This window comes from Enterobacter sp. 01-M-02-SI-ECC, from assembly GCF_047530595.1.
GTDB classification, from domain to species: Bacteria; Pseudomonadota; Gammaproteobacteria; order Enterobacterales; family Enterobacteriaceae; genus Enterobacter; species Enterobacter cloacae_M.
Genome location: NZ_JBLKCZ010000044.1, coordinates 1 through 13,172, shown reverse-complemented (window position 1 = coordinate 13,172; position 13,172 = coordinate 1). Strand labels below are relative to the sequence as shown.

Genomic DNA, 13,172 nt, shown 5'->3' with positions numbered 1-13,172 from the left:
TGAAGTGAATTACTCATGGAAACTTAGAATCTTTGAAAAAACAATACAGTAGCCACAAAATTATCCATGAACCTAGTTTTTACTCAACATAAGTTAAATCACCTGCTTTGGTAAATAAATCCACCAGCGAATTGCCTCGCATGCCCCGTAGCGGTCACCGGCATTAATGCGCTTATAGAACGTGGACGGGAAGCACTTACCCGGCCCGATGTTGTACGGACAGAAAGATGCGATCCCAGCTTTCTGCGGCTCAGTAAGCGGTACCGAAATATTGCGGTCAACCCTTGCCAGCGCCTTATTGCGATCGATAGCATTCACCTGATTGCATTTGGCCTGTGTCAATTTCATGCCCTGCACAACCGGTTTACCATCAACCATCATTGCGCCGCGGCAAATAGTCCAGATACCACCAACATTTTTGTAGGCCGTGAGGCAGTTACCCTCTTTCTCATTCAGAAACTGATCAAGAATTTGGTTGTCCAGCCTGATGCGCAAGCGATACGTCATACCAGAGAGTTACTAGCTTAACTTATGGCAATTTTAATGATCTGACACAGGTTGGGATGTCAGCTTTGTGCCAAAAGCGGACGTTGCTAATTCTGCACTGTTCAGCGATGGTGCTCTAGCGACAGGCACTGCCACTGTCCAGTCGGCAAAAGCGACCACTTTGCCACTGTTGGGGATAAACTGATCCAGTGTTTTGTCAGAAAACAAGAATTGTTTTTCTTTTCATCAAGTTAAATTTGTTTTTTTTGATTAATATCAAGCCAGATTCGGTTTTCAATTATGTAGGCATCAATGTTAGCGGTCCTGCAAGATACACAGTCGATGCTTCGAGCGTGCTGATGATGAGATAAAACAGCAACGTGAGCTGATGAGTGCCGTGAACAACGCATCGGCCTTTGTGGGCAGTTCACTCACGGGGACGATCCGCAATCCTCAAAACACCGTCCAGTCCGGGCGCTATGTAGTCGGTCTGTTGCAGTCATTCTCGCCTAACTAAACGCTGAGTATTCAAATGGTTAAATTTTTTTCCCGCCGCCTGCAACGCTGTAACGAGGTGGCTACCAGCATAAGCAATGCCTCCCCGACACAGCTGCAACAGCTAAAAACTGTGTTGGCTGACGAAATGGGCAAACCTGTAGGTCTACACACCATGGGTATTCCAGCGGCGATCAGTACCCTCGGGGTAATTGTCAGTTTCGCTATTCCTCAGCTGTGGCTGGGGTATGGCGTACTCGCCGGACTCGACCAGCCAGCGGAACACGTATTCGTCTGGGTTGTCCTGATCGCCCTTCTGTTCGCTGGCCTTAACGGCGTGACGATGTTTATGATTGGCAAAGGCAGCATGCGCGCCGTGCGGTTACACCTTACGCTGGCGGTGATAAGCCTGGTATTAACGGCAGCTGTATTCTTTCCCCCCCTTCTATAAGATGCTGCTGTTTACTCTACATAATCGTGCCTGGCGCAAGCTTCTCAGCCAGACGCGTGCTAAAACAGCGCGCTAAGCGTTCATCTCGTAAAAAACCCGCCATCGCTGGCGGGTTTTTTTATGGCTTTCTCTGCCTGCGCAACCAAATTAACTTGTACGCCGCCGGAATAATAAATAGCGATAACAGCGGCGCCGTGATCATCCCGCCAATCATAGGTGCCGCTATCCGACTCATGACTTCTGACCCTGCGCCCGTCCCCCACAGAATGGGCAGCAGACCGGCAATGATCACAGCGACGGTCATTGCCTTTGGCCGCACGCGCAGCACGGCGCCATGGTAAAGGGCGTCATCCAGCGCCTGTTCTGTGAACGTGTCCCGATGGGACAACGCCGGCTGAGCCTCAACGGCATGACGCAAATACATCAGCATGACCACCCCAAATTCTGCTGCCACCCCGGCCAGAGCGATAAAACCGGTGCCGGTTGCCACAGACATATGGAAGCCCTGCCAGTAAAGGAACCAAATTCCCCCGACCAGGGCGAACGGCAGACTCATCAGGATCAGCAGCGCTTCATCCACGCGACGGAACGCCAGATACAGCAGAATAAAGATGATCATCACCGTCATCGGCACCATCAGCTTCAGTTTCTTGTTGGCGTGTTCGAGCAGCTCAAACTGCCCGGAGAATGAGAGGCTGGTGCCCGGCCTCAGCTTTACGTTCTGACTAATAGCCGTCTTAATGTCGTTCACCACCGACACCATATCCCTGCCGCGGGCATCAATATAAATCCAGCTTGCAGGCCGGGCATTCTCCGTTTTCAGCATCGTGGGGCCGGAAACCACGTTGATATCCGCCACATCGCCCAGCGTGATCTGCTGTTTCATCGGCGTCAGGATCGGCATCTGCTTTAACGTGCTCGGGCTGTTCCGGTAGTCCTGAGGATAGCGGATATTAATCGGGTACCGGGCGACGCCTTCCACCGTTTCCCCTACCGTGGCACCGCCGATGGCCGAGGAGACAAAGAGCTGCACATCGCCCACCGTCATCCCATAGCGCGAGGCTTTTTCCCGGTTGATATCGACGTCAATGTAGCGCCCGCCCTCCAGACGTTCAGCCAGGGCAGACACCACGCCCGGCACCGTTTTGGCTACCGTCTCGATGCTCTGCGCCGTGGCGTCGATATCCGACAAAACGGTACCCGACACCTTGATACCAATCGGGCTTTTGATCCCGGTCGAAAGCATATCGATCCGGTTACGAATGGGCGGAACCCAGAGGTTCGCCAGGCCGGGCAACCGAACGGTCTTATCGAGCTCGTCAATAATCTTGTCAATCGTCATGCCGGGCCGCCACTGATCCTCAGGCTTGAGCTGAATCGTGGTCTCCACCATTTCGAGCGGCGCGGAATCCGTTGCCGTTTCGGCCTTGCCGGTTTTGCCAAACACCGAGGCCACTTCAGGTACGGTTTTGATGAGTTTGTCCGTGGTCTGTAACAGCGCGGCCGCTTCTGCCGGAGAAACGCCCGGCAACGTTGACGGCATATAGAGCAGATCGCCTTCATTAATCTTCGGCAGGAATTCGCCGCCCACCTGGCTGAGAGGCCAGATCACCGTGAAGATGGACAAAGCCGCAACCAGCAGGGTTGTTTTTGGCCAGCGGAGCACCTTAATCAGTAGCGGATGGTAGGCTTTAATCAGTAGCCTGTTCAACGGGTTACTGGTCTCAGCGGGAATCTTACCCCGGATCCAGAACCCCATCAGGATGGGGATAACGATGATGGCCAGCGCAGCCGCACCCGCCATGGAGTACGTTTTGGTGAAAGCCAGCGGACCAAACAGCCGCCCTTCCTGCCCCTCAAGAGTAAAGATGGGAATGAAGGATAAGGTGATGATCAGCAGGCTGATAAACAGCGCCGGGCCAACCTCGACAGAGGCATTGGTGATCACCTTCCAGCGGGTGGCGTTATCAATCTGCTCTTCCGGATGCTGGTGATCCCACTCTTCGAGCCGTTTGTGCGCGTTTTCAATCATGACGATGGCGGCATCCACCATCGCGCCGACGGCAATGGCAATGCCTCCCAGCGACATAATGTTGGCGTTCAATCCCTGGAAATGCATGACGATAAAGGCAATACACAGGCCAAGCGGCAGAGAGATAATCGCGACCAGCGCAGATCGAACGTGCCACAGGAACAGGGCGCAGACGATGGCCACCACGATAAACTCTTCAAGCAGTTTGGAACTCAGGTTGTCGATTGCCCGATCGATGAGCTGGCTGCGATCGTAGGTGGTCACAATCTCAACCCCTTCCGGCAGGCTGGCCTTCAGCGTCTCAAGCTTATCTCTCACCGCCGTGATGACTTCGCGCGCATTTTTTCCCGAACGCAGGATGACCACGCCACCCGCAACTTCCCCCTGCCCGTTCAGCTCGGCAATACCGCGGCGCATTTCCGGACCCGTTTGTACGCGGGCAACATCGCGAAGGTAAATCGGTACCCCGTTCTCGCCGGTTTTCAGGACGATGTTATTGAAATCGTCCATCGTCTGCAGATAGCCGCTGGCCCGGACCATATACTCCGCTTCCGCCATTTCAACTGACGATCCCCCCGCCTCCTGGTTAGACGACTCAAGGGCCTGCTTAACCTCCGGCAGGCTAATGCCGTACTGAGCCAGTTTTAACGGATTAACCTGGATCTGATACTGCTTCACCACGCCACCGACGGAGGCCACTTCGGCCACGTTCGGGATAGTTTTCAATTCAAATTTCAGGAACCAGTCCTGCAATGAGCGCAACTCAGCGAGATCGTGTTTTCCGCTGCGATCCACCAGCGCATACTCAAATATCCAGCCCACGCCCGTGGCATCTGGACCAATTTCAGAGCTCACGCCGGCAGGCAGCTTGCCCTGAACCTGGTTCAGATATTCCAGCACGCGCGAACGGGCCCAGTACAAATCGGTGCCGTCTTCAAAAATGACGTACACGTACGAATCGCCAAACTGCGAAAAACCGCGCACGGTCTTTGCGCCGGGAACCGACAGCATGGTGGTCGTGAGTGGATAGGTGACCTGGTTTTCAACAATCTGCGGGGCCTGGCCGGGATAGCTGGTTTTGATAATCACCTGAACGTCAGAGAGATCGGGCAAGGCATCGACTGGCGTGTTAATAATCGTCCAGGTGCCCCAGACGCTGAGGAACAGTGCCCCCATCATTACCAGGAAACGGTTGGCGACCGACCGCCGGATAATCCATTCAATCATCATCGTCTCCTTAATGGCCAGAGTGCGCGTCGTCAGCGGCATCAGCGTGACGCATGCGCTCCAGCGCGCCGGTAATATTGGCCTCCGAGTCAATCAGGAACAGACCGCTGACCACTACCGACTCCCCCTCTTCCAGTCCGCTACCAATGCCGGACTGCTGCTGAGATTCATGCAGAACGTGGATCCTTTTCGGGACAAAATTCCCGTCCGCATCAACCGTAATAACGCGCTGTTCTTTGCCGGTATCGATAACGGCCTGGGAGGGGATCAGCAGCATTTCCTGGCTTTGGGTATTCAGCTTCAGGTAGGCATTCATGCCCGGTTTAAGCAGCTCATCCTTGTTATCGACCTGCAGGCGCACCTGCAGCGTACGGGTGGTTGGATCCGCGCTCGGCAGAAGACTCCATTTTTCAACCGGGAAGGATTTATCCGGATAAGCCGGTATCGAAACCGCAAACTGCGAGGTCTCTTTCAGCAGATAAGCAATAGACTCAGGCACTGCCGCGCCGATCCAGACCGGATCCATCCCCTGAATTTGCGCTACCACCTTATCTTTGGAAATATTCATGCCGGTACGCAGGTCAAAGGCCGTGATCGCTCCGTCGATCGGCGCCCTGATGGTAAACCGGGTCTGGATAGTGCGGGTCGCACGCAGTCTCTGAATATCCTCATCCGGCATACCCGCCAGCCGAAGCCGTTCGAGAACCCCTTTGATTTGCGTCGGCGTTCCGCCGGTACCGGATAACAGCAGAAACTCGCTCTGCGCCTCTACCCAGTCAGGAATGGTTATATCAACGAGCGGCGTGCCTTTCTTCACCTTATCGCCCGTCGTCAGCGGGTACACTTTCTCCACGAAGCCTTCCGCGCGCGCCTGCACAATGACAAACTGATAGTCGTTGTAGCTGACGTTGGCCGGGATGGTCTGGGCATAGTTCAGCGTTCCGCGCGTCACCTTTTGCGTTTTTGATCCCAGGTTCTGAACCTGTGTCGGATCAATACGGATACCGGCACTGCTTTTATTGTCGTTTTCATCCGCATATTTCGGCACCAGATCCATATCCATAAACGGCGATTTACCGGGTTTATCGAATTTTACGTCTGGCTTCATTGGGTCATACCAGAAAAGTACCTTTCTTTCTGGTGCGCTATTTTCCGTTTTTACAGATGAATGAAAAACCTGCCATGCCGACACTGATATCAGCCCTCCCGCAATAAGGCTGCTGACTATCACGGCAGCATATTTTATTTTTAATGAGGCCATGCCGCGTCTCGCTATTTAATGCTCTTGAGTAAAGAGAGATTGCCCTGCTGAACAAACGAGAAATTCACGTGGCTGCCGACTTTTAAGGCATTAATACTCTCGTCAGCCTGAATAAAGGTAAAACGCATGGTCATCGCGGGCCAGCCAATTTCCGGGATCGCTTCATGGGAAATCGTGACTTTTTTATTCGTGAGATCAATGTCCTTCACGATGCCGGTTCCCGTGATGACCTGCTCTGAGGTCCCTTCGCTGGCAGCACTCATCATCTCGTGCTGATGAACCTCAGCCTGGAGGCTGGCAGAAAACACAATGGAGATCGCACCAAATACAACGGCCTTAAGTGAATTGCGCATGGTTATTTTCCTGTTTAATTAAATTACGTTATTCGACCCAACCGCCGCCGAGCGCGGTGAAGAGATTAATTTCATTAACCTGCCGGGCATAAATAAGGTCGAGAATATTTTGCTTGGTAGAGAAAAGAGAACGCTCCGCGTCAAGCACTTCGATATAGCTGACCGCGCCGCTGGAATATAGCCCTCTGGCACGTTGAAGCGTGATGCGGAGCGAATCCAGATACCGCTGTTGTGCAGCAAGCTGCTGGTTAATGCTGTCCCGCAGCGCGAGCGCGTCGGCAACCTGTTTAAAGGCGGACTGAATTTTTTGTTCGTAATTAACCACCGACTGCTGCTGGCGAATTTCGGCCAGCTTCAGGTTGGCCTTATTCCTGCCCGCATTAAAAATGGGAATTTCGATTTTAGGAATAAAATTCCACATCCCGCTCCCTGACGTGAACAGGCTGGACAACTCCGTGCTTCCGGTTGATAGCCCGCTGGTGAGAGATATGGACGGGAAAAAGGCGGCGCGCGCCGCGCCGATATTCGCATCGGCCGCTTTAAGCTGATACTCCGCCTCCATAATATCCGGGCGCTGCAACAGTATCGCGGATGAAAGATGAGGAGGCAGTTTTACCGGGGCGACATCGCTGGCGTTCATGCCTCCGTCGCCCGGGAGCGCGCGATACGTGCCGAGGATCAGCTGCAGTGCATTATTGGCCTGCGCCAGCTCCCCCTCTCTTTTGGCAATCTCTGCCTGCGTGCTTTCGATCTGTCCCCGGGCCTGTTCCAGCGCCAGGACGCTCGTACTGCCCGTCACCAGCTGCTGCTCAACGAAAGCATAAGACTGCTGGTAATTTGTCAGCGTATCCTGCGCGATGCGCAGCTGTTTATACGCCAGCTGCTGGTTGAAATAGCTCTGCGACACGTTAGAGACGAGCAGGATATGCACCGCGCGACGGGCCTCTTCGCTGGCGAAAAAGTTTTGTCGGTCGGCATCGCTCATGTTCTTCAGCTTGCCGAAGAAATCGAGTTCATAGCTAAGCGCAAGGCCCGCGTCGTACTGCTGCGCGGTGGGTTTGTCACTTTTCAGCCCGCCGCTGTACGTGATGCCCGAGGAGGCATTCATCTGAGGGTAGCGATCCGCATCCGTCACGTTGAACTGCGCCCGGGCCTCTTCGACCTTCAGGGCGGCCATTTTTAGATCGCGATTGTTCTTCAGGGCCTCCGTAATCAGCCCCGCAACCTGAGGATCGACGAAAAAGTTGCGCCAGCCGGTGTCCTGATACCCAGCCGCCGCGGGCGTCAGGCCGTTACGGGAGAGCGAAAACTGCCGGGGGACAGGTGCTTCCGGCCGCTGGTACTCCGGAGCCAGCGAGACGCAGCCTGCCAGAATAAATACCGTACTGATGCTTAGTCGTTTTAACAGGAACATAACGGTTCAAATAAAGTCCAGAGTAGTTTTAGGGCTACTCTACGGAACGCATCCTGTTTGACGGGTGACAGGATAATGACAATGTTGTCATTTTTAGCGTAAGTCATTGTTAACGGCGGTACGCTCACTAGAATGTCATCAGCAGCCAGTCAGGGGAGCACGATGAAAATACTGATCGTCGAAGACGAAATGAAAACCGGTGAGTACCTGAGTAAGGGGCTGACTGAAGCGGGGTTTGTTGTGGACCACGCGGATAACGGCCTGAACGGCTATCATCTCGCTATGACCGCGGAATACGATCTGCTGATTCTGGATATCATGCTGCCCGATGTGAACGGCTGGGATATTGTCCGTATGCTCCGCTCGGCCGGTAAAGGGATGCCCATCCTGTTACTCACGGCCCTCGGGACGATTGAACACCGGGTTAAAGGACTTGAGCTGGGCGCGGATGATTATCTGATTAAGCCTTTCGCCTTTGCGGAGCTGCTTGCCCGGGTAAGGACGCTGTTGAGGCGCGGAAATACGGTTATTGCGGAAAGCCAGCTTCAGGTGGCTGACCTGACGGTTGACCTCGTGTCGAGAAAAGTCAGCCGGGCCGGGAGCCGCATCCAGTTAACCAGCAAAGAGTTCAGCCTGCTGGAGTTTTTCATGCGTCATCAGGGTGAGGTGCTTCCCCGCTCCCTGATTGCCTCCCAGGTGTGGGACATGAATTTTGACAGCGACACTAACGCGATTGATGTGGCGGTAAAGCGGCTGCGCGCGAAAATCGATAACGATTTTGAACCGAAGCTGATCCAGACGGTGCGCGGCGTGGGCTATATGCTGGAGGTACCGGATGCGCGTTAAGCTTGCCAGGCGCCCTTTTTCACTTGCCCTGCGGCTGACCTTCTTCATCAGCCTCTCCACGATATTGGCCTTTTTCGCCTTTACCTGGTTTATGCTGCATTCCGTTGAAAAGCATTTCGCGGAGCAGGATATCAGCGACCTGCAGCAAATCAGCACCGCGATGCACCGCATACTGCAATCTCCGGCCGATCCCGATCAAAAGAAAATCAGCAAGATCAAAGAGTCGATGGCCAGCTACCGCAACGTGGCCGTTCTGCTCCTGGATCCGCAGGGCAATACCCTGTTCAGCTCGGCGCAAGGGGCGGCTTTGCGCCCGGCAATGAACACGGCGAACTTTAGCGAACACCGTCGCGCACAGGATGTGTTTCTCTGGACGGTAGAAGACCCTGCCGAAAACATGCACGCCGGGTCCGACATGAAAATGGAAACGTACCGGATTATCGCCTCCTCAGGCACGGCGACGCTTCAGGGCAAACCCCAGAACTACGTTATGCTGATCGGGCTCTCCATTAATTTTCATCTCCACTACCTTGAGGCGCTGAAAAAAAACCTTCTGGCGATTGCCGCCGTTATCAGCCTGCTGATTATTCTTGTCATCCGCATTGCGGTTCGTCAGGGACATTTGCCCCTGCGTAACGTCAGCAACGCCATTAAAAACATCACCTCCGAAAATCTGGATGCACGACTGGAGCCGACACGCGTTCCGATTGAGCTGGAACAGCTGGTCATCTCCTTCAACCATATGATCGAAAAGATTGAAGATGTCTTTACCCGCCAGGCCAATTTCTCTGCCGATATCGCGCACGAGATCAGAACGCCTATCACCAATCTGGTGACGCAAACGGAAATCGCACTGAGTCAGAACCGCTCGCAGAAAGAGCTGGAAGATGTTCTGTACTCCAGCCTTGAAGAGTACAACCGGATGACCCGGATGGTCAGCGACATGCTTTTCCTGGCGCAGGCGGATAATAACCAGCTCGTCCCTGACCGGGTGATGTTTGATTTAAGTGCGGAGGTCATGAAAGTCTTCGATTTTTTCGAAGCCTGGGCGGAAGAACGCAACGTTACGCTGAAATTTAACGGGATGCCCTGCCTGATAGAAGGCGATCCGCAGATGTTCAGAAGAGCAGTAAATAATCTGCTCTCCAATGCCCTGCGCTATACGCCAGCGGGAAAAGCGGTGACGGTCTCCATCAGAAAAAAGGAGAATGACGTTGAACTGATAATAGAAAATCCCGGGACGCCGATCCCTCATGAACATCTGGCAAAGCTGTTTGACCGTTTCTATCGCGTCGATCCGTCAAGGCAGCGCAAAGGTGAAGGCAGCGGGATCGGGCTTGCCATCGTGAAGTCCATCGTCACCGCGCACCACGGAAAAGTCTGCGTGGAATCGGATGCGGTATCGACGCGCTTCATCCTCTCCGTGCCGGGAAAAGTGGCCTGAGGCGTCAGCGCACAGCCCGACACACTTCCAGCACCTTTTCCCTGAGCCAGCGATGCCCCGGATCCCTTTCCATGCGCGGATGCCACATTTGTGACACCGTAATGCTCCGGGTTTTAAGCGGCAGTTCAAAGACGTGTACGCGCTCGTTCATCGGCTGATTGAGCAGGTACAGCGCCGGCACCATGGCAATCAGATCGGAGGCCAGCGCCACGGATAACGCCGTCGGAAACCCTGGCACCACGCTGGCGATCTTGCGCTTCATCCCGCGCTCCGCCAGCGCCTCATCGACAAACCCGTGCAGCGATCCGTCCGGTGAGGCCACCACGTGGCCCCACGCGACATAATCGTCAAGGCTGACGTCAGGCTGTAATGACAGCGGATGTCCCTTGCGCACCGCGCCAACAAACCGATCCTGAAAGAGCCGTTGCAGCCGTATTTCCGGCCCCATATTGCTCTGCACGCCGATCTCCAGGTCGACCAGCCCCTCACGCAAATAGCGCGAGGTTTTTTCAGGTTTCGGCGAGAAGCGGATGCACACCCCGGGCGCAACGCTCGCCACCGCCGCAATCAGCAGTGGCCCAAACGCCACCACAAAACCGTCGTTGGCTCTGATGGTGAACAGCCGCTCGAGACTTTCCACCTTCAGCGCGTCGGTGGAGGGCTGCAGCACAGCCCTCGCCTCATGCACGGCGCTTCTGGCGCGGTCCCGCGTGGCTTCGGCCCAGGGCGTCAGCACCATATGACGACCGGCCCGTACCAGGATCGGATCGCCGGTCACCTCCCGTAACCGGCTCAGGGTGCGGCTCATGGCGGAGGTACTGAGGTTCAAACGTCGCGCCGCGCCCGCCACGCTGGCTTCTGCCAGCAAAACGTCGAGCGCAACCAGAAGGTTAAAATCAGGATCGGACACGGTGGCTCCTCAGATATGGCGTTACATGCAATGATTAAGTGCAAATGCTGCGTCTTCCGCCCTGTATACCGCATGATTATAGTTTCGTCATCACTATTCTTATGCGGAGTAACGACGATGACGCTATTTTCAAACCTGCCCGGCGATGAAGGCTTACCCGGGCATGAACGCGCCCGGGTCCTGGCCGCCGTTATGACCACCACGCTGATGGGCGTCTTTGACGGCACCATGATCAACATCGCGCTGCCCTCCATGGCAAGAGCGATGCAGGTTCCCGCGAACGTGGCGGTCTGGTTCGCGAACGGTTATCTGCTGTCAGCGGCGATGACGCTGGCCATTTTCGCCGCGCTGGCGGCGCGCGTGGGCTATCGCCGGGTATTCCTTGCCGGGCTTGCCACCTTTACGCTCACCTCGCTGGGCTGCGCGCTGGCAACAACGCCGGAAATGTTAACCGGGATGCGAATTCTGCAGGGCATAGGCGGCGCGGCGACCCTGAGTATCGCTCCGGCGATCCTGCGGTCCGTTTTTCCGGGGCGACTGCTGGGCCGTATTCTGGGGCTGCACGCCCTGCTTATCGCCTCCAGCACGGCAGTTGCCCCCGTGCTGGGCGGAACCATACTGGACGCCCTGAGCTGGCAATGGCTGTTCGCCATTAACCTTATTCCGGGCAGCATCGCCCTGCTGCTGGCATGGCGGGCCTTGCCGCGGGAATCGGCCGTTGACCGCACTTCCTTTGACGCTCCGGGCGCCGTGCTCTCCGCCGTCCTGTTAGGTTCGGCGATCATGATGGCCGACAGCCTTCAGCACGTGACGCAACACATTAACCGGCAGGCCGTCTTCTGGGGCGTTCTCGCGCTGGTCAGCGCCTTCGCCTTTACCTGGCGTATCCGGCGCGTGCAACATCCGTTACTGCCCCCGGTGATATTCAGCAACGGGCGCTTCACCCTCGCCGCGCTGACCTCGCTGGCCTCGTTTGTCAGTCAGGGCATCACCTTTGTCGCGCTGCCGTTCCTGTTTCAGAGCGTGTATGGCTACAGCCCTGTGGTCTCCGCGCTGCTGTTCACCCCGTGGCCAATTGGCATCGTGCTGATCGCGCCGCATGCGGGACGCTGGGCAGATACGATTTCCGCGCCGCTAATCTCGACAATCGGGCTGATGATTTTTGTCGGTGGGCTGGTCCTGCTGGCCACCCTGCCGGACAATCCTTCCGCGTGGAACATCTGCCTGCGCAGCCTGGTTTGCGGGATTGGGTTTGGCTGCTTCCAGAGCCCCAATAACCGGGAGATGCTCTCTAACGTGGCGCGGGAATATGCCAGCTACGCCTCCGGCGTGTTGTCGATTGTGAGGACATTCGGCCAGTGTCTCGGTGCCGCCGCGGTGGGCGTACTGCTGGCGACGACCGAATCAGACCATGACCGGGCCGTGCATTTTGCGCTGTGGATAGCCGTGATAGCCTCAACGGGATCGGTGTTATTTAGCGTGAGTCGGCTGCGCCCTGCAGTTCGGGCATCAGCGTAAACTGTTGCAGCGCCTTCCGGCGCTGCTCGTTTATAACGCCTACGCTGTAAGGCGTTCATTCCACGCATCAGTGTATTGAATATTTCCGTCCAGGATTTTCCATGTGATTTTTGCGTATCGCAAAGATACATTTTCCAGGTGACCAGTACCGGGACAATCTCTTGTATCATGCATAACTGGAGTTATTGAAATGACTTTCACACCTTCCATAAGAATATTGAAGTATTCCACTTCCTGACCAGCATCATTGATGTGATAGAACTTTAATTCAGCACTTTGAAGCGTTTGACCTGTAGCCACTGCTTTGTATAGATAGGGTGAAGATGAATCAATTGCTTTTGTTAAACTGAAAGCTGAGTGTTGCCTTGTACCTGTAAGTTTACCTGTTGCCTCATCTGTTGGAATGCTCAGGTTATGGATAAGATCTCTAAGCTCTATGCTTCCTTCACGGTCTGCAACATCAGAACCGCCACGGATCATTGCTCCACCATCGTCTTTCAAAAAGAGGTGTACTGGTACAGCCATTTCTAAAACTCCTTATGCTAATTAATCTCTTATTCCATTTGCTATGAGGTTAATTACAGGCATGATCGCTACACCATCTGCATAGAACAGATCCGAATTAGTGAATGAATATGACCTGCCCCCACGATTAGATACAACACTCAGTTAGTAACGTCGGAATCTTCATTCTCAGAATGACCCTTTCTCCAGCCCGCTGCAAATTCAGACGGT

9 protein-coding genes and 2 pseudogenes are annotated in these 13,172 nt (G+C 54.8%); 4 read left to right on the top strand and 7 right to left on the bottom strand.

Translation table 11 applies throughout. The features are described 5' to 3' along the window. Window positions 1-117 precede the first annotated feature (117 nt). Window positions 118-471: pseudogene (locus ACMWLG_RS24605) on the bottom strand (lysozyme); the annotation flags it as partial. Window positions 472-1,018: 547 nt separating this feature from the next. Here ACMWLG_RS24605 and ACMWLG_RS24600 point away from each other — a divergent pair. Next, window positions 1,019-1,508: pseudogene (locus ACMWLG_RS24600) on the top strand (hypothetical protein). A gap of 42 nt (window positions 1,509-1,550) precedes the next feature. Here the strand turns inward: ACMWLG_RS24600 and silA are convergent. From silA to ACMWLG_RS24580, 4 genes are read right to left on the bottom strand one after another with little or no spacing between them, the layout of a single operon-like run. Beyond that, a complete protein-coding gene (gene silA, locus ACMWLG_RS24595) occupies window positions 1,551-4,691 on the bottom strand; it encodes a Cu(+)/Ag(+) efflux RND transporter permease subunit SilA (RefSeq protein WP_045399396.1) in 3,141 nt (1,046 codons plus the stop codon). A 10-nt stretch (window positions 4,692-4,701) separates the two neighbouring features. Then, window positions 4,702-5,952 (bottom strand): efflux RND transporter periplasmic adaptor subunit, encoded by a 1,251-nt coding sequence (locus ACMWLG_RS24590; RefSeq protein WP_045399348.1) that lies wholly within the window; start codon window positions 5,950-5,952, stop codon window positions 4,702-4,704. Between the two features lie 11 nt (window positions 5,953-5,963). Further along, complete coding sequence (gene cusF, locus ACMWLG_RS24585) at window positions 5,964-6,305, bottom strand: cation efflux system protein CusF (protein ID WP_045399352.1); 342 nt, start codon at window positions 6,303-6,305, stop codon at window positions 5,964-5,966. Window positions 6,306-6,333: 28 nt separating this feature from the next. After that, the gene (locus tag ACMWLG_RS24580) at window positions 6,334-7,719 is read right to left on the bottom strand and encodes an efflux transporter outer membrane subunit (RefSeq protein WP_045399354.1); all 1,386 of its coding nucleotides are present in this window, start codon (window positions 7,717-7,719) and stop codon (window positions 6,334-6,336) included. 162 nt (window positions 7,720-7,881) lie between these two features. Here ACMWLG_RS24580 and ACMWLG_RS24575 point away from each other — a divergent pair, with 162 nt between their 5' ends. Both ACMWLG_RS24575 and ACMWLG_RS24570 read left to right on the top strand, forming a co-directional pair. Then, the gene (locus ACMWLG_RS24575; protein ID WP_045399357.1) at window positions 7,882-8,565 is read left to right on the top strand and encodes a copper/silver response regulator transcription factor; all 684 of its coding nucleotides are present in this window, start codon (window positions 7,882-7,884) and stop codon (window positions 8,563-8,565) included. Beyond that, on the top strand, window positions 8,555-10,009 hold the full coding sequence (locus ACMWLG_RS24570) for a Cu(+)/Ag(+) sensor histidine kinase (RefSeq protein ID WP_045399360.1): 1,455 nt from the start codon (window positions 8,555-8,557) through the stop codon (window positions 10,007-10,009). The genes ACMWLG_RS24575 and ACMWLG_RS24570 overlap by 11 nt, the downstream gene beginning before the upstream one ends. Window positions 10,010-10,013: 4 nt before the next feature. Here the strand turns inward: ACMWLG_RS24570 and ACMWLG_RS24565 are convergent, their stop codons facing one another. After that, window positions 10,014-10,919: a LysR family transcriptional regulator gene (locus ACMWLG_RS24565; RefSeq protein WP_045399363.1), complete on the bottom strand. Its 906-nt coding sequence runs from the start codon at window positions 10,917-10,919 to the stop codon at window positions 10,014-10,016. 117 nt (window positions 10,920-11,036) lie between these two features. Between ACMWLG_RS24565 and ACMWLG_RS24560 the strand changes: the two genes are divergently transcribed. After that, window positions 11,037-12,437 carry an MFS transporter gene (locus ACMWLG_RS24560; protein WP_045399366.1) on the top strand — a complete coding sequence of 467 codons (1,401 nt, stop codon included), beginning with the start codon at window positions 11,037-11,039 and terminating at the stop codon, window positions 12,435-12,437. 39 nt (window positions 12,438-12,476) lie between these two features. Here ACMWLG_RS24560 and ACMWLG_RS24555 read toward each other — a convergent pair whose 3' ends face one another. Beyond that, the gene (locus tag ACMWLG_RS24555) at window positions 12,477-12,962 is read right to left on the bottom strand and encodes an Hcp family type VI secretion system effector (protein ID WP_023311839.1); all 486 of its coding nucleotides are present in this window, start codon (window positions 12,960-12,962) and stop codon (window positions 12,477-12,479) included. Between the last annotated feature and the right edge of the window lie 210 nt (window positions 12,963-13,172).